The 16,366-nt window shown below is 39.7% G+C and carries 17 protein-coding genes and 1 pseudogene; 10 read left to right on the forward strand and 8 right to left on the reverse strand.

The window, feature by feature from the left end; all coding sequences use genetic code 11:
• Positions 1–8: 8 nt before the first annotated feature.
• The 5 genes from H6G79_RS30305 to H6G79_RS30325 form a co-directional block, all read right to left on the reverse strand.
• Positions 9–629, reverse strand: coding sequence for a hypothetical protein (locus tag H6G79_RS30305; RefSeq protein WP_190593927.1), 621 nt, complete (start codon positions 627–629; stop codon positions 9–11).
• 172 nt (positions 630–801) lie between these two features.
• Complete coding sequence (locus H6G79_RS30310) at positions 802–1,995, reverse strand: ATP-binding protein (RefSeq protein ID WP_190593928.1); 1,194 nt, start codon at positions 1,993–1,995, stop codon at positions 802–804.
• 98 nt (positions 1,996–2,093) lie between these two features.
• Positions 2,094–2,567: a response regulator gene (locus H6G79_RS30315; protein ID WP_190593929.1), complete on the reverse strand. Its 474-nt coding sequence runs from the start codon at positions 2,565–2,567 to the stop codon at positions 2,094–2,096.
• Between the two features lie 3 nt (positions 2,568–2,570).
• Positions 2,571–4,823: a PAS domain S-box protein gene (locus H6G79_RS30320; RefSeq protein WP_190593930.1), complete on the reverse strand. Its 2,253-nt coding sequence runs from the start codon at positions 4,821–4,823 to the stop codon at positions 2,571–2,573.
• A 408-nt stretch (positions 4,824–5,231) separates the two neighbouring features.
• Complete coding sequence (locus H6G79_RS30325) at positions 5,232–5,435, reverse strand: hypothetical protein (protein ID WP_190593931.1); 204 nt, start codon at positions 5,433–5,435, stop codon at positions 5,232–5,234.
• Between the two features lie 140 nt (positions 5,436–5,575).
• Here H6G79_RS30325 and H6G79_RS30330 point away from each other — a divergent pair, with 140 nt between their 5' ends.
• Positions 5,576–6,046, forward strand: a complete 471-nt coding sequence (locus tag H6G79_RS30330; protein WP_190593932.1) for a GNAT family N-acetyltransferase — start codon at positions 5,576–5,578, stop codon at positions 6,044–6,046.
• 53 nt (positions 6,047–6,099) lie between these two features.
• Here the strand turns inward: H6G79_RS30330 and H6G79_RS30335 are convergent, their stop codons facing one another.
• Positions 6,100–6,708, reverse strand: coding sequence for a class I SAM-dependent methyltransferase (locus tag H6G79_RS30335; RefSeq protein WP_190593934.1), 609 nt, complete (start codon positions 6,706–6,708; stop codon positions 6,100–6,102).
• A gap of 197 nt (positions 6,709–6,905) precedes the next feature.
• On the opposite strand from H6G79_RS30335, the gene H6G79_RS30340 reads away from it, so the two are divergent.
• The 9 genes from H6G79_RS30340 (at position 6,906) to H6G79_RS30380 (ending at position 14,432) form a co-directional block, all read left to right on the forward strand.
• Complete coding sequence (locus H6G79_RS30340) at positions 6,906–7,193, forward strand: Mo-dependent nitrogenase C-terminal domain-containing protein (protein ID WP_190593936.1); 288 nt, start codon at positions 6,906–6,908, stop codon at positions 7,191–7,193.
• A gap of 323 nt (positions 7,194–7,516) precedes the next feature.
• Positions 7,517–8,191, forward strand: coding sequence for a response regulator transcription factor (locus H6G79_RS30345; RefSeq protein ID WP_190593938.1), 675 nt, complete (start codon positions 7,517–7,519; stop codon positions 8,189–8,191).
• A gap of 103 nt (positions 8,192–8,294) precedes the next feature.
• The gene (locus H6G79_RS30350; protein ID WP_190593940.1) at positions 8,295–8,549 is read left to right on the forward strand and encodes a hypothetical protein; all 255 of its coding nucleotides are present in this window, start codon (positions 8,295–8,297) and stop codon (positions 8,547–8,549) included.
• A gap of 224 nt (positions 8,550–8,773) precedes the next feature.
• Positions 8,774–10,012: a GNAT family N-acetyltransferase gene (locus H6G79_RS30355; RefSeq protein WP_190593943.1), complete on the forward strand. Its 1,239-nt coding sequence runs from the start codon at positions 8,774–8,776 to the stop codon at positions 10,010–10,012.
• A gap of 72 nt (positions 10,013–10,084) precedes the next feature.
• Positions 10,085–10,552: a Holliday junction resolvase RuvX gene (gene ruvX, locus H6G79_RS30360; protein ID WP_190593945.1), complete on the forward strand. Its 468-nt coding sequence runs from the start codon at positions 10,085–10,087 to the stop codon at positions 10,550–10,552.
• A 129-nt stretch (positions 10,553–10,681) separates the two neighbouring features.
• Entirely contained in the window at positions 10,682–11,254 is a 573-nt protein-coding gene (locus H6G79_RS30365) for a DUF3727 domain-containing protein (RefSeq protein ID WP_190593946.1), read from the forward strand.
• A gap of 217 nt (positions 11,255–11,471) precedes the next feature.
• Complete coding sequence (locus tag H6G79_RS30370; RefSeq protein ID WP_190593948.1) at positions 11,472–12,011, forward strand: YqeG family HAD IIIA-type phosphatase; 540 nt, start codon at positions 11,472–11,474, stop codon at positions 12,009–12,011.
• A 245-nt stretch (positions 12,012–12,256) separates the two neighbouring features.
• Positions 12,257–13,366, forward strand: coding sequence for a glutamate 5-kinase (proB, locus tag H6G79_RS30375; RefSeq protein ID WP_190593960.1), 1,110 nt, complete (start codon positions 12,257–12,259; stop codon positions 13,364–13,366).
• Positions 13,367–13,382: 16 nt separating this feature from the next.
• Positions 13,383–14,432 (forward strand): YhcG family protein, encoded by a 1,050-nt coding sequence (locus H6G79_RS30380; protein ID WP_190593950.1) that lies wholly within the window; start codon positions 13,383–13,385, stop codon positions 14,430–14,432.
• Between the two features lie 17 nt (positions 14,433–14,449).
• Here the strand turns inward: H6G79_RS30380 and H6G79_RS30385 are convergent, their stop codons facing one another.
• Both H6G79_RS30385 and H6G79_RS30390 read right to left on the reverse strand, forming a co-directional pair.
• On the reverse strand, positions 14,450–16,099 hold the full coding sequence (locus H6G79_RS30385) for an ABC transporter ATP-binding protein (RefSeq protein WP_190593952.1): 1,650 nt from the start codon (positions 16,097–16,099) through the stop codon (positions 14,450–14,452).
• 167 nt (positions 16,100–16,266) lie between these two features.
• Positions 16,267–16,366 (reverse strand): annotated as a pseudogene (locus H6G79_RS30390) (photosystem II protein D1); the annotation flags it as partial.

The following is a 16,366-nucleotide window of genomic DNA, read 5'->3' on the forward strand; positions in this document are numbered from 1 at the left end:
ATTTAGGACTATGCAAGATTTCTGTACACCCAATCCCATTTTTTCGTAGATGCCAAAGAAATTAGCATAGCCTCTGATTCCTTGGGAGTAATATCTTCCAAAGCCAAATTTTTTAATTTCTCTTCAGCTAGTATGTTGATTAGTAAACCAGCTTTGATTAAGGCTTGTATTGCATATTTTATACTTTCTTCAAGAATATATTTTTCATTATGGTTATAAAATTCAGATTCAGCTTCATTTTTAATTAACCTGTATAAATTTTCAGCATCTGTAATGAGATTGGCCAAAATTATCTTTCCTTGTTTAAAAAAAATTAAATCTGAGAATTGATCAAAAATTTCTTTAAATAGAAGATTATATTTCACAAAAATCAAAACTAGTAATTGTCCTTGCTGTACTTGTTCCTTTAATACATCACCAAGATGACTCAATTTGCTGAGTTTGCTCTGTAGCCGCGTCAACTCTTCCTGAATTTGACTTAGAGATATTTGCCGACTATTTGCGAACTCGTATAATGCTGCTATTGTTTCATCTCGCGGATCTGGTTCATTCAGGCATTTCTCAAGTGTTTCTATGTTCTTTTGAATGCTTGCAATTGTTTCTTGTGAGAATATAAAGCTGTTTACCATTATTTATGTACTGGCTTGTTTAACTATAAACTTTGCCTATAACTATTTTAGCTGCTCTTCAGCTATTTGAATTTTTATTCATCTCTATCGCAATCCTAAATGATTTACAAACATCTATCTCCCTTGTCTACCTTGTCTACCTTGTCTCTCTAAATAAAGTCTCTTTTTCCGACTATTCACTCTCACCACTGTAATGTAAAGGCAGTTTAACTATTACCGTAGTCCCCACATCTTGTTGACTTTCTAAGCTAATTTCACCACCATGTAAGTCTACACACTGTTTCACCATCGCCAGCCCTAAACCTGTTCCTTGAATTCTCCGCGCATTACTCGCCCTGTAAAAAGTTTGAAATAAGTTAACTTGGTCGGTTTCTGGAATACCTATGCCCTCATCTTTAACCTGAAAAATTGCCATATCATCTTCCAAAGTTAAATTAAACCAAATATGACTTTGTGGCGGAGAATATTTCACAGCATTGGAAATTAAATTAGTCAAAATACAATAAATTAATTCCTCATCCATATAAATTAAATTACATTCTCCTGCATAATTAAAAATAATATTTTTCTGTCCAGCCGCTTTCATTTGCATTACTTCTGTAATTTCTTGACAAAAGCTAATCAAATTTAAAGGCGCAGGTTTATATTCTAATTTGGCAGTTTCACTTTTACTCAGAAATAAAACTTCATCTAATAGCTGCAACATGTGGTTGAGAGCATCTTGCACACGCTCGAAATAAATATTTCTTCGCGCCTCATCCATATTATTTTGATTTTGCAGAATATCTATAGCAGTTCTAATTGTAGTCATGGGGTTACGAAACTCATGGGAAACCATCGCCACAAAATTAGACTTTAGCTCATTAAGTTGTTGTTCTTTTGCTAAAGCTTGACGGCTAATTTCTTCACTTTCTCTTAACTTATTGAGAATTTCTTCTCGTTCAATAGCATAGCGAATAGCCTGGACTAACCTTTGGATAGTAATTTGGTCTTTGACTAAATAATCTTGAGCGCCTTCTGCTAAAGCCTGCATTGCTAATTCTTCATCATCAATTCCTGTTAAAATCACTACAGGAATATCTGGAACTGCGGCTCGATATGTCTTCAAAGTCTCTAGCCCAAAAGAATCTGGTAGTCCCAAATCTAACAAAACGACATCAAATTTTTCTCTTCGGGGATTTATCTTCTCCAACTCATTTACTTTAGAATTATTCTCTGATAAACTTAAATTTATCGCTTCAGATAATTGTTCAACATGCAGCATTTCTAGTTTATGTTGAACTGTATGAGCAAATACTTGATGTAATAGTTTGGCATCACTAGGACTATCTTCTACCAACAGAACGCGAATTATCATTTTTTGCATAAAATATATTTATATAAGTTGCTGCAATGAGCATTAAATTTCTTGATTGTGAAAATAATGCTCAATCATAATCGATATTGAACAATATAGAAAAATATCTATGAAACTGATAAATCTGGTGGTAGGGTAACTGCCGTTAACCAAAAATCTTTAATTAAATGCACAACCTCAAGAAATTGATAGACATCAAGAGGTTTGGTTACATAACAATTAGCACTGAGATGATAAGAACGTAGTATGTCTTGTTCATCGGCTGAAGTAGTCAGCACTACAACCGGAATATGCTTCAAATTGGGGTCAGATTTAATTTCTGTCAGCACTTCTCGCCCATCCATCCCCGGTAAATTCAAATCAAGTAAAATTAAATCGGGACGAGGAGCATTAGCAAACTCTCCTTGCTGGCGTAGATAATTCATTGCTGTTTCACCATCTTCTACCCAGTGCAAGTTATTGGCAATCTTGGCATTGACAAAGCCTTTCATCGTGAGATTAGCATCGCTGGGAGAGTCTTCAACTAGCAAAATTTCCACACGCCGATGTACCTGAGTCTTTTCAACACTGTCATTAACCATATATTACACGTCTTTGTTTAAACTTTCTGGGATAGCTGATTCATGAAGAGTGAAGTAAAAAGTTGTACCAACTCCCAACTGAGATTCAGCCCATATATGACCATTGTGACGCTCAACGATTTTTTTACAAATAGCTAAACCAATTCCTGTCCCCGAAAATTCACGCCTGGTATGTAGACGGCGAAAAACTTCAAAAATCCGGTTAAGGTACTGAGATTTAATCCCAATACCGTTATCTTGTACTGAAAATAACCAAATTTGGTGGTTGTGAGTCAAATCTTCTTCCCCTACACCCTTCCACCCCTGCACCCCTACACCCCTACTCTTGTCTACTCTCGCTGCACTTATATGAATTCGTGGCGGTACGTCTTGGCTGCGAAACTTGATAGCATTACCAATCAAATTTTGAAATAATTGGATTAACTGGGTTTTGTCTGCAAGTAGGTTGGGCAATAACTCATAAGTGATCACAGCTTGACTTTCTGCGATCGCCACCTGTAAATTACTCAAAGCCTCACTCAGCACAAGATTGCAATCAGTCAGCGTAAATATTCGACCCCTTGTCCCTATGCGCGAATAAGCCAGCAAGTCTTTAATCAACTGCTGCATTCGTCTCGCACCATCAATAATGTAATCTATATATTCTTGGGCAGAATCATCTAACCTTTCTCGATATTCCTCCACCAATAATTGACTATAGCCAGTTACAGCCCGCAACGGTTCTTGCAAATCATGAGACGCTACATAAGCAAACTGTTCTAATTCTTGATTCGAGTTTCTCAGTTCCTCATTTAGTTTTTCTAATTCTGCTGTACGTTCCTGAACTTTAACTTCTAATTCGGCTTTGGCTTGTTGTAGTGCTTCCTCTGCGAGTTTGCGGTCTGTAATATCAGTATGAGTTCCTATCCACTCTTGAATTTGGTTATCAGCATCTAATATTGGAACTCCCCGCACAGCAAAAAATCGATAACTACCATCAGCGACTCGCACACGATGTTCCAATTTATAAGGACTTTTCCATTCTCTAGCCTGATTCCATAAAAACTGAGAAAACTCTCGGTCTTCAGGATGAATTGCATTCAGCCATCCCCATACTTGAATTTCTTCCTGAGTTTGACCAGTCAAAGCTATCCATGAGGAATATTCTTGAGGAAAACCTTGAGCATCAGTGAACCATACTGCTTGAGATGTCGCCAGTACCAATGAACGATATCGTTTTTCACTTTTTTCTAAAGCCAGTTCCGCCAACTTGCGCCGCGTAATATCTTGAAAGAAAATTGATAACCCTTCTTGGCTAGGATAGATGCGATTTTCAAACCAGCGATCCCACGGTGGATAATACTCTTCAATCTCAATTACTTTCTGTTCGGACACAGCTTGGTAATAAGCATCATAAAACTTTTGTCCTACGCCTTCGGGAAACTCTTCCCAAATATTTTTGCCAATCAAATCTTCTGGAAGACGATTGAAAATTTGTCCCGCCCTTTGATTCACGTAGGTATAACACCAATTTTCATCTAAAGCCACAAAAGCATCAGTGACAGTTTCTAAAAGATTTACCAGCTTTGCTTTAGCTGCTTGCTGTTCTAAAAAAATCGCTTCTGCTGACAAAACTTGATTAATCTGAATTTGCTTTTGCAGTAGTAAATAAACTCCTACTATCAGAACAGCACTCAAACCATACCCTAAAAACACTAAAAAAATAATTTGGATTACACCTTCATCTGTGTTTGCTATCCGCCGCTTTAATAAGTTTTTTTCTTCCCTTTCTATTACTTGCTTGATATTGTTAATTTGATTATCTATATTTATATTTATGGTCTGATTACTTTTAGCAAATTCAATATTTATTGCAAAACTTTTCTGTTCCAGAATTTTAATAGATGTTTCTAGAAAATGAATTTTTTGCGTAATTTTAAGTTCAAGTTTTTGAATTTGCTCTTGTTGTTTAAAGTTATCCCTAGTTAAATTTCTGATAATTTGAATTTGTTGTGATACCTTTCGTTTTTCTTGCTCATAAATTTCTTTATATTTTACCTGGCGGGTGAAAATATAACTGCTGTGTGCAGTTTCGGCATTTCTCAGATAAATGTACAGATGATCTGAAGTTTCTAGCACTTGCTGAGTATGAATAACCCAGTGTTTTTCTTGCATTAACCGCAGAAAACTGATATAAGAAATCACCCCAACACCACAGAGCAATAATAATGCTAAAGAAAAGCTGACTGCAACAACTTTTGAGGAAAGTCTATTCATGAGCAACTCGCAGGATTGCAGATGATAAATAATATCTAGTCTTTATCAATCATTAACAATGTCATGAATCAAATGATACATCCATTAGGTAAAAATTTCATTCAATTTTTGTGTATATTTAAGATTTATATTTAAATTTGGTTGGTATCATTTTTTCTAAAAATTTGCTGCTTTGACCCTTTGATTATCTATATTAAAAATATATCCAATGATAGATGACAAAATAATATATTAGATTTTTATTTTTCCTGACTCATACCTAATTTACTAAGAATACTCAGCAAATATAAAAATTGAGTGAGTAATTAGCTTTTTATCACTTCTACTCACTCAATTTATTCTGATTTAAAATTATCAAATAATTTCTATCAGACTATTTTATTTTTACCTGATAAATAATCTCGCCAATTAACGAGATTCGGTACCTTGATTAGGGCTACCTGCTACATCATCTTCCCCAGGTGCTTCTGGTCTAGCAGTCTTTCGCGCATCAGACTTTGAAGCATCGCCTGTTTTGCGAATATCTTCTTGTAAAGGGGTTTGATAACCACCAGAAGCTGTCGGGGTGGTATCTTGATTGTTATCAGACTTTTGTTTTTGTTCTTCAGCCATAACCATAAACTCCAATGATTAATTCTTGGCTTTATTGTAGGAATATTAAGAATGTAAAGTTATCTATCTAAAATATGGTTATGACTGAATGTTTACTCTGTCATAAGTATTATTTAGTTATTTAAAAAACAAAGAGCTTAATGTACGCCCAAAATTTATCATTACCATCTGGATGTGTTCTGCGTCAGGCAAATTCAACTGATAAGTGGTCAATTCGCTCATTAGTATTTTCGGCTAAACTTGACCCTACTCAATTACGTTGGCAACAGTTCTCTGTTATTGAGTGTGAGGGTAGTTTAATTGCTTGTGGACAACTGCGTAATTTTTCTGGCGCACAAGAACTTGGTAGTTTGGTGGTTAAATCAACTTGGAGAGGTCATGGTTTAGGTAGTTTGCTTACGCAGCATCTAATTAGTCAAGCTACACAACCACTATATTTAGAATGTTTGGGTGAGCAATTGTCAAGGTTTTATAGTCGCTTTGGTTTTGTAACAGTTGCTTTTGAAAATCTACCTCCATCTCTTCAGCCTAAACTTCGCGTCTCGCAATTGGCTAAGAAGCTATTACGAGTACCTGTTGTGTTTATGAAATATGAGAGGAGTGGGAGATGAGGGGGACAAAGAGATAAGGGCGATGAGGAAGAAAGACAAAGCATCACTGTTGACTATTTGACAAAAATTGTGAGCAGAACAGGCCCTAATAAGTAATGATGACTGACACAGGTAAGTCCAGATGCAGAACCTAAAGTTTCTCTTTGTTTGGGACTGTAAAAACGGACTCCTAAAGGAGAAATTGGCAGTTTTTTAGGTTCTAGTTCTTGTTTAAAGGTAAAGTCAACTAAGTAAAAGCGTCCGCCGGGAGTCAGGACTCGCGCTACTTCAGTGAGAACTTTTTGCGGTTCTAAATAATGCAAAAAGCTGATAGTGTTGAACACAGCATCAAATTGACCTTCTCCAAAGGGTAAAGACTCAGCATTACCCTCGACATAAATTAAACGTGGATGGTGGCGGTTGCTAATTCTCGCCATTCGTAACATATTTGGTGATAAGTCTAAACCTGTACCACGCAACTCAGGAAATTTGGTGGCGAGGCGTTCTAATAAGCGTCCAGTCCCACATCCTAGATCGAGGACGTTGACTTGTTCTGGTAAATCAACATATTCTAATAGGCGTTGGTGAATAGCTCGATAAAATACTGAGGGAAATGTCCAATCGTAGCTAAAAGCCCAGTTGTTAAAGAGAGATTTTTTGTTAGCAAAGAAATTTTCAGTCATTGGTTTGCACTTGTGTGACAGCGATATCTAGCCTAACGTGCAGGTTCACAACTGTGGGAACTCAATCAATGATTCCGAAATCTAAAAACTTGGATATGTATTTAAAGATGTGACAGGAAAAGATGATCTGTGAGTCTAGCAGACTCAAGCGATCGCATCATGATATTTATCTATATTTAATCTTCCGGTAAATTACTATGACATCTATAACTTTGTTTCATTTACACAAAGATTTCTTACAAAAAGTTCGTAAATGGTTAGAAAGTCGAGAAATAAATAACATTCAATTGGCTCATTTTGTGTGTAGAGTGATACCATCACAATGTCCCTTTGAAAGAGATGTCACTTTATTTGGACGGAAACTGTTTCACATTCCAGCAATGTGTAAACTAAATCCCTTTTATGAGCAATTAGTAAGTCTACGTTTTCGGGCTTTGTGTTATCTTGCTGATGAATGTGGTGAAGATGTAAATGTTTATTGCTAAACTTTGAAATTCACAAATATCAGCCATCGGTAATTACAGACATACGCTTGTTATCTGCTTTAATCTATACTAAGCTATTTAAGGACTAATTAGACATACATCAAACTAGTTCTCGATTTGTATCACTCATAGCAGTCGAAGTATAAGTGAGGAAATTTAAAAAGCACGAATACAAGGCATAGTAAGACTTTTACCTTCTGCCTCCTGCCCTTCGGGTTCGCAGTCGCTCATGGGGGAAACCCCCAAGACCGCGCTGTCTCACCTCCTGACTTCTGCCTCCTGCTATACTGCCTTACCTTGCTGAAATTATTAACATCATCAATATGACGCACATCTTACTTGTAGAAGATGAGGTCAAACTGGCGCGATTTATCGAATTGGAACTGAATTACGAAGGTTATCAAGTCAGTGTCGCCTACGATGGATTAACTGCCCTAACTGCGGCGCGAGAGTTACATCCAGACTTAGTTATTTTAGATTGGATGTTACCAGGGTTATCAGGTCTAGAGATTTGCCGCCGTTTGCGGAGTACTGGAGATAAAGTCCCAGTCATATTATTAACTGCTAAAGATGAAGTCAGCGATCGCGTGGCTGGTCTAGACGCGGGTGCTGATGACTATGTAGTGAAACCATTCAGTGTGGAAGAACTATTAGCCAGAGTCCGCGCTCATCTGCGCCGCAACCAAGAAGCCGATGCAGCCGACATCTTAGAATTTGAAGACCTCAGCTTAAATCGTCGCACCAGAGAAGTGTATCGCGGCAATAGATTAATTGAATTAACCGCCAAAGAATTTGATTTGCTGGATTATTTGCTGTCCCATCCCCGACAAGTAATTACCCGCGATCGCATTTTAGAAGAAGTTTGGGGTTACGACTTCATGGGCGATTCCAACATCATCGAAGTTTACGTCCGCTACTTGCGCCTCAAACTCGAAATCAACCATGAAAAGCGCCTGATTCAAACCGTCCGAGGCGTTGGCTACGTACTGCGTGAGTAGAAGTATGAAGGTTTGTAACCTGTAACCTGTAACCTCTCACCTGTAACCTCATTGCAAACAACCGTTAAACTTCATTGCAAAATAAGAAGGTAATTCGAGCAACATGATAAGTTTTGATGATGTGAATCAACAGTGCGATAAGGAGAACACAGTGGCAACGGAATCTCATTTACTAACGGGCAAAGCTGTACAAAACGACGATTTTAGTGAATATGTTGCTCATTTACAGCTACACATGACGCTACAAGCTCGCAATCTGGTTCCAACCTTCAAGCATTCTGTGGAAGATAGCAGACAACAACTCCTCCATCAAACCCAAGCCAACTTTGAAAAGTTAATTTCTCGGCAAGGTTTGTAAATATAGGAAATTTAACGAAAAGTCAAATAAAATAAAAGCAGGTATTTTTGGGTTAACGCCAATAGCGGACTCATCTAACCTGCTTTTTTTTGCTTTTGTAAGTCTTTGAATCAAAAAATCAACCTTTTGAAGCAATAGCCAGCAACGGAAAGCCGTTAAAATTGTTATTGCAACAGTTCCACCCACGAGCAGTTAGTTAAGGCTAAATGGCCGCTTGAATCAAAATGACTTCATTACTTCCTCGAAATCTCAGCGTTGTCATCCGGCCAGTCCACTATCGGGATCTGGATGGAATTGAGCGATTAACACAAGAGTCATTCACCGCCACGACTTTGGCAGGCTCCAATTCTGCCGAGGGTCAAATGCAATCCCTCCGTCGGTGGTATGGCTTACTTAAATTTTTGAGTTGGTTCCCCAACCCACTCCAGTATCGTTTCTGCGCTTATGTTGCTGAACAGGGGCGAATGCTGTTGGGAATGATTCAAGTATCACCATTCAACCGCACTCACAGTACTTGGCGCATTGATAAGGTGATGCTAGATCGGGCTGCGGACAAACAAGGAATTGGCTCACAATTGCTGCGCCATTGCTTCGAGTCGATTTTAGAAGCGCGGACTTGGTTATTAGAAGTAAATATTAACGATATAGAAGCATTAGCTCTCTATCGCCAAAATGGATTTCAACGTTTAGCAGAAATTACCTATTGGAAAATAGAAGCCGATTTACTGACAGAATTGGCACAAGCAGAACCAGATTTACCCAATTTGCTGCCAGTAAGTAACGCTGATGCCCAGTTGCTTTATCAACTAGATACAGCATCAATGCCACCTTTGGTACGTCAAGTCTTTGACCGCAACACCCGCGATTTTAAAACCAGTTTATTTGGGGCGTTGACCGATGCTGTCAAGCAATGGATCACCAAAACAGAAGTTGTCAGTGGTTACGTGTTTGAACCGCAACGCAAAGCCGCCATTGGCTATTTTCAAGTACAGCTTGACCGCAAAGGCGAAACTCCCCATGTGGCAACGCTGACCGTCCACCCTGCTTACACTTGGTTGTATCCAGAGTTGCTTTCGCAATTGGCACGGATAGCGCAAGACTTCCCCCAACAAGGTTTGCGATTGGCTTCGTTAGACTACCAACCTGAAAGAGAAGAATATTTAGAACGAATTGGTGCAAAACGCACGGAACATACTTTGATTATGTCGCGTTCAGTTTGGCACAAACTCCGAGAATCAAAATTTGTCTCCTTAGAAGGGATTCAATGGACAGATGTGCTGCAAGGTTTACAACCAGCACGTAAACCCATACCAGGAGGGATGTCTTGGGCAAAAACTGGACAGCAGCCATCTTCAGAGATACCAGTGCCAAGCAAATCAGAATCCATCAACTTTAAATGTAACAACGGTCACACGGAGCCATCTTGCCAAAATGAATCAGTCGATGGTCAACAGGAAAAGTAGTCAAAGCTTACATGGTGAGGTTTAGAGGATGAAGGTTTCAGACTCAGTACTCACTACGTGGCACAGATCATAATGGATAAAAAACAGTATATTTCAGCACTAGGATTAGATGTCGGACGGAAACGAATTGGCGTAGCAGGATGCGATCGCACCGGTTTAATTGCTACGGGAATTACAACAATTGAACGCTCATCTTTTGAGCGCGACGTTGAGCAGTTCCAAAATATCGTCAATGAACGTCAGGTAGAAATTTTAGTTGTTGGTTTACCTTATTCAATGGATGGTTCATTGGGATTTCAGGCTCATCAGGTGCAGAAATTTGCCACCAAACTGAGTAAGGCTCTCAAACTACCCATAGAATATGTTGATGAGCGCCTCACCTCTTTTCAAGCAGAGCAAATGCTCATCGCCGAGAATCTCTCACCATCGCGTCATAAAGGTTTAATTGACCGCAAAGCCGCAGCTTTGATTTTACAACAATGGTTAGATTCTCGGCGCTCTGCCGCAGTTAAAATGCTGTCGAGTATGGATAGCTTTTGACGTGATATTCTGAAAGCAATTACTGAGCAGTTGTGTCTAAATGTGAAACTATTAGCTTGGCATTATTTGTCATTTAACAGGAAAGCAATATTCACAGTTGCGGTAAAGATAAAGTTTAACTAATCGGCTATGTTTCCTTCTCCATTTTCTGAAGATAACGATCGCGATCACACAGGTTCCATCACCTTGACAGATGACACAGGGCGAACCCTCGAATGTTATATAGAACATTCGCTCTCTGTAGATGGACAAGAATACGTCTTACTGCTTCCTGTGGACTCACCCATAGAAATTTTCGCTTGGGAAGGTGACGACGACGAAGAAGAAGCCGTTTTAGTAGAAGATGATGCTATCCTTGACGAAATTTTTGGTACCGCCCAAGCAGTTTTATCTGAGCAGAACCTAATTCTGAAAAACACGGCTTACGCTTTGACAGTGGCGGGTGAACTACCAGCTGTAGATGAGTCGGAACTTTTTACATTAGAAATCGAAGACGACGAAACCGATTTAGAGCCAGAACAATTACAGCTACTCGCCAGTTTCTATCATCATGAGCAGGAGTATGCCATTTATACCCCCCTCGATCCACTGCTGTTTTTTGCCAGAATCACTAAAGATGGCGAACCGGAATTACTTTCTCCCGAAGAATTTCGCCAAGTGCAACCACTCCTAGAAGAACAACTTTTTAACGAAGTGGAATAAAATCTGCTCAAAATTGAAAATAAAAATGTCTCATTTTTAGACAAGGTTTTAGATTTGGGTGCAGGGGTTTAAGGGTGTAAGGGCTTCGCCATGAGCGTCAGCCGCACGGTGTAGGTATCGAAAATCCTTACACCCCTATACCCTTTCACCCCCTGCACCCATTCTCAACAATGCTCTTACTTGGGAGCATTTTTCATTGTGATCCTGAAAATTATCTATGACTTGGAACAATCTCTTACAGCCTGACTTGATTTTACACGGTTCAGTTTTGCAATTGACTCAAGAAGTTATTCAACAATATGGGCTGAAGGGACTTGTCTTAGATGTGGATGAAACACTCGTTCCTTTCACAGTGGGGACTCCTTCGCCAGAGTTGAGACAATGGGTAGAAGAAATCCGCGTTAATGTTGATTTGTGGTTGGTGAGCAATAACTTAAGCGAAGCTCGCATTGGCAGTATTGCCCGTGCTTTGAATTTACCTTATTACTTGGGTGCAGCCAAGCCCTCTCGCCGCAAAATTAGAGCCGCTCTCCAAGCAATGGATTTACCAGCACATCAAGTAGGAATGGTGGGCGATCGCTTGTTTACCGATGTTTTGGCTGGTAATCGCCTGGGAATGTTTACAGTTCTCGTAGAACCGATTATTCATCCTGATGCTGCATTGCGTTCTCATCCCGTCCGAAATTTTGAAGTCTGGATTTCTGAAATCCTGGGAGCCTCTATCACACCTAAACGCAGCGTTGTTAACAAAAAGTAACAAATCGTCAGGAAAAGAAAGCTAAAGAAATAATTAAGGATGAAATAGAAACATATAATATGGGGGATTATAAGTATTAATAACATGGGGTCAGCCAAAAAAAGACCCTAGTAAATAGCAAATAACTATAAACTAGTAAAGCGTCAGCCTTCACCTATAGAAGGATTGGCGCTTTGCTTTTTTGTGCTTTGTCATTTGTCTTTAATAACTAATGACCAATGATCAATGACTAATGACTAATGACCATGACCAAAACAATTGTCGTCAAAATAGGTACTTCTAGCCTGACTCAACCAGAAACCGGGCAATTAGCACTTTCTACGATCGCAACTTTAACCGAAACACTTTGTCATTTAAGACAGCAGGGAAATCGTGTGATTTTGGTTTCCTCTGGTGCGGTGGGTGTGGGCTGTGCCAGATTAGGCTTAACAGAACGTCCAAAAGCGATCGCCCTCAAACAAGCAGTAGCCGCAGTTGGTCAAGGCAGGTTAATGCGGATATATGACGATTTATTTACAACCTTACAACAGCCAATTGCCCAAGTTTTGCTAACTCGCAGCGACTTAGTACAGCGTAGCCGATACCTCAACGTTTACAACACCTTTAAAGAATTGCTGGGACTGGGTGTAATTCCCGTAGTAAATGAAAATGACACCGTGGCGGTTGAGGAACTGAAATTTGGTGATAATGATACCCTTTCGGCATTAGTAGCGAGTTTAGTTGAAGCAGATTGGCTATTTTTACTCACCGACGTAGATAGATTATATTCAGCCGATCCCCGTTCTGTACCAGATGCCAAACCCATTGCCTTGGTGAGTAATATTAAAGAATTGGCGCAACTGCAAATCCAAACAGGCGGACAAGGTTCACAATGGGGTACTGGTGGGATGGTAACAAAAATATCCGCCGCCCGAATTGCGATCGCCGCCGGAGTGCGGACGGTAATTACTCAAGGGCGATTTCCCCGCAATCTCGAAAAAATTATCCAAGGGGAACCTTTAGGAACGCACTTTGAACCACAACCAGAACCCACATCAGCTAGGAAACGCTGGATAGCTTACGGACTTGTGCCGACGGGAAAATTGTATTTAGATCAAGGTGCGATCTCGGCAATATCACAAGCCGGAAAATCATTATTAGCCGCAGGTATCAAAACATTAGAAGGCGAATTTGACACCCAAGACGCTGTGCAGTTGTGCGACACCAACGGTAACGAAATAGCCAGAGGATTAGTCAACTACAGCAGCGATGAACTACAGAAAATCTGCGGGCGACACTCCAGAGAAATTCCCGAAATTTTGGGATATGTGGGCGCAGATACCGTAGTGCATCGAGATAACTTAGTTTTGACTTAAATAGAATGGTTAAATTATGGCGGATAAGTTATTACCAACGGATGGCTATGATGACTTCTTACGGGAGTTAAAAGAACGTATACACAGCGCCCAAGTAAAAGCAGCTTTGTCTATTAACCGTGAATTGGTATTACTTTATTGGCAAATTGGGCGCGAAATTATCATCCGTCAGCAGCAGCAAACATGGGGTAGCAAAGTTATTGAACGTCTTGCACAAGATTTACAAGTTGCTTTCCCTGATATCAAGGGATTTTCAGCCAGAAATCTGAAGTATATGCGAGCCTTTGCTGAAGCTTATCCAAATGAACAAATAGTGCAGCAGGCTGCTGCACAAATTCCTTGGTTTCATAACTGTGTAATTTTAGATAAAGTTAAAAATAATTTAGAGCGTGAATGGTATATACGAAAAACTATAGAAAATGGCTGGAGCAGAAATATTTTAACTCTCCAAATTGAGAATAGACTTTTTGCGCGTCAGGGAAAGGCTGTCAATAACTTTAACGTTAGATTACCGTCTCCTCAATCAGATATTGCTAGAGAAACGTTAAAAGACCCTTATATTTTTGATTTTTTGAGTTTAGGAGAAGCAGCCCAAGAACGGGAATTAGAAAAAGAACTTGTAAAACACATTACTCAATTTCTTTTGGAGTTGGGTGTAGGATTTGCTTTTGTTGGACAGCAATATAATTTAAAGATAGGAAATGAAGATTTTTACATAGATTTGCTTTTTTATCATGTGAAATTACATTGTTTTGTAGTGATTGAACTGAAAACAGGCAAATTTAAACCTGAATATGCAGGAAAAATCAATTTCTATCTTTCGGCTGTAGATGATTTGCTCAAATCTCCTGTAGATAATCCTTCAATTGGTTTAATTTTATGTGCAAGTAAGGACAATATTATTGCTGAGTATGCGCTACGTGATGTCAATAAGCCAATAGGTATTGCTGAATGGCAAACTAAACTTACTAAGTCACTGCCCAAAGAGTTACAAACAAAGTTGCCAACTATTGAGCAGTTGGAAGCAGAACTAGAAAATTTGTCAGCAGAAATAGAGAATGATTGATTAGCTTACCTCTAATCTTAAGTTCGAGCTAATAAAGGAGCCGCCGCTAATAGTGTTTGTGTATACGGATGTTGCGGATGGGCAAAAATTTGTTTTGTTGGGCCGAGTTCGACAATTTTACCGCCATTCATTACCGCAATGCGATCGCACAAAAATCTCGCTAACCACAAGTCATGGGTAATAAATAGATAAGTTAACTCAAATTCTGCCTTTAATTGCAGCATCAAATCTAATACTTGCGACTGTACACTGGCATCTAACATACTCACTGGTTCATCGCAAATCAACAGTTTAGGACGAGTAATTAAAGCCCGTGCGATCGCTACTCGTTGTTGTTGTCCTCCCGACAAATCTGATGGGTAACGTTGATAATAAACTTCTGGCGGTGTTAAACCAACTTTTTGCAACATCCACAATACTTCTTCTTTGGCTTTGGCTGCATCAGCCAGATTGTGAATTAATAAAGGATCACCTATACTCTGCCCTACAGTCATCGCCGGATTTAAACAAGCATGGGGATCTTGAAACACCATTTGCATTTGTCGGCGAGAAGCGCGAATTTCTTGGCGTGATAGCTTGGTTAAATCTTGTCCTAAAAATTCGACTTTGCCAGATGTCGGACGAATTAGCTGTAAGATTGTCCGCGACAATGTGCTTTTACCACAACCAGATTCACCAACTAAGCCTAAAATTTCTCCGGGAAACAGTTCCAGGTTAATTCCATCTACGGCTTTGATTGTCTGACTTTCTGCTTTAAACAGTCGTTCAATCAAGTTAGGTTCTATGGTGTAGTGTTGCTGGAGTTCTGTAACTCGTAGAAGTGGTGATTGACTATCAAGTGTTGGTTGTGAAGCATCTTCTCCACTTTCATCCACAGCTTGAATATGCAAAGCGGCTTGTAAAAGCGATCGCGTATATTCATGTTGGGGATTGCCAAACACCGATGATGTCGCCCCCATTTCTACCATTTTGCCGTTATACATTACACCGATGCGGCCGCAATATTCTGCCACCATTGCCAAATCGTGAGAAATTAGCAACAGTGCCATATTTTCTTCCGCGCACAGACGGGTTAATTCTTGTAAAATCTGGGCTGAGACAGTGACATCTAAACTAGTGGTAGGTTCATCCGCCACAATTAACTTAGGATTTAGAAGGAGAGCAAGAGCGATCGCTACCCGTTGTCGCATTCCACCGCTAAACTCATGCGGATACTGATTCCACCGACTCGCCGGGATTTTCACCTTTTCCAAAGTCGCCAGTGCTTTTTCTTTCGCTTCCTTGGCTGATAGTTCTGGTGAATGTGCTTGTAAAGTTTCCAGACAATGCTTACCAATCGTCATTAATGGATCAAGGCGTGTCATCGGGTCTTGGAAAATTAATGCTACTACTTCCCCCCGAAATTTCCGCAACTGAGTTGGTGTTAACTCAAATACTGACTGTCCTTGAAAAGTTACCCGTCCCTCAATCCGGCTAGATGGAGGTAACAACCGCATTACCGCCCTTCCCAAAGTAGATTTACCGCACCCAGACTCCCCCACCAAACCCATTCTTTCCCCAGGTTGTAGCGTCAAAGATACATCATCCACCGCCCAACTGAGTTCTTCCTCGCCGCGCTGAGGATAAGCAACTCGCAAATTTTCTATACAAAATAAAGCATTACTCATATTTATTTCTTAGCCCAGAGCTACCAGCTAGAATAATTTCAAATTTTAGCTAGTGTATCAAATTCCCCAAACTTCCTGTTCTAATTCCAAGAAACCCCAAACCAAAAAGGCGCTCCCTTCACGGGGAGCGCCTTTGATTAACTATTTATTGCTTCTATCTCAGAAGATTAGCCATTGATAGCAGGAGCAGAGATAGCAACAGGAGCTTGCTCACCAGCAGCCAAGTCTAAGGGGAAGTTGTGAGCATTGCGCTCGTGCATCACTTCC

It is taken from the genome of Anabaena sp. FACHB-83 (genome assembly GCF_014697485.1).
Classification (GTDB): Bacteria; Cyanobacteriota; Cyanobacteriia; order Cyanobacteriales; family Nostocaceae; genus Nostoc_B.

Excerpts from the sequence above, each read along its gene's own strand:
- H6G79_RS30305 (WP_190593927.1), bottom strand. The coding sequence starts at position 629 with ATGGTAAACAGCTTTATATTCTCACAAGAAACAATTGCAAGCATTCAA.
- H6G79_RS30310 (WP_190593928.1), bottom strand. The coding sequence starts at position 1,995 with ATGCAAAAAATGATAATTCGCGTTCTGTTGGTAGAAGATAGTCCTAGT.
- H6G79_RS30315 (WP_190593929.1), bottom strand. The coding sequence starts at position 2,567 with ATGGTTAATGACAGTGTTGAAAAGACTCAGGTACATCGGCGTGTGGAA.
- H6G79_RS30320 (WP_190593930.1), bottom strand. The coding sequence starts at position 4,823 with ATGAATAGACTTTCCTCAAAAGTTGTTGCAGTCAGCTTTTCTTTAGCA.
- H6G79_RS30325 (WP_190593931.1), bottom strand. The coding sequence starts at position 5,435 with ATGGCTGAAGAACAAAAACAAAAGTCTGATAACAATCAAGATACCACC.
- H6G79_RS30330 (WP_190593932.1), top strand. The coding sequence starts at position 5,576 with ATGTACGCCCAAAATTTATCATTACCATCTGGATGTGTTCTGCGTCAG.
- H6G79_RS30335 (WP_190593934.1), bottom strand. The coding sequence starts at position 6,708 with ATGACTGAAAATTTCTTTGCTAACAAAAAATCTCTCTTTAACAACTGG.
- H6G79_RS30340 (WP_190593936.1), top strand. The coding sequence starts at position 6,906 with ATGACATCTATAACTTTGTTTCATTTACACAAAGATTTCTTACAAAAA.
- H6G79_RS30345 (WP_190593938.1), top strand. The coding sequence starts at position 7,517 with ATGACGCACATCTTACTTGTAGAAGATGAGGTCAAACTGGCGCGATTT.
- H6G79_RS30350 (WP_190593940.1), top strand. The coding sequence starts at position 8,295 with ATGATAAGTTTTGATGATGTGAATCAACAGTGCGATAAGGAGAACACA.
- H6G79_RS30355 (WP_190593943.1), top strand. The coding sequence starts at position 8,774 with ATGACTTCATTACTTCCTCGAAATCTCAGCGTTGTCATCCGGCCAGTC.
- ruvX (WP_190593945.1), top strand. The coding sequence starts at position 10,085 with ATGGATAAAAAACAGTATATTTCAGCACTAGGATTAGATGTCGGACGG.
- H6G79_RS30365 (WP_190593946.1), top strand. The coding sequence starts at position 10,682 with ATGTTTCCTTCTCCATTTTCTGAAGATAACGATCGCGATCACACAGGT.
- H6G79_RS30370 (WP_190593948.1), top strand. The coding sequence starts at position 11,472 with ATGACTTGGAACAATCTCTTACAGCCTGACTTGATTTTACACGGTTCA.
- proB (WP_190593960.1), top strand. The coding sequence starts at position 12,257 with ATGACCAAAACAATTGTCGTCAAAATAGGTACTTCTAGCCTGACTCAA.
- H6G79_RS30380 (WP_190593950.1), top strand. The coding sequence starts at position 13,383 with ATGGCGGATAAGTTATTACCAACGGATGGCTATGATGACTTCTTACGG.
- H6G79_RS30385 (WP_190593952.1), bottom strand. The coding sequence starts at position 16,099 with ATGAGTAATGCTTTATTTTGTATAGAAAATTTGCGAGTTGCTTATCCT.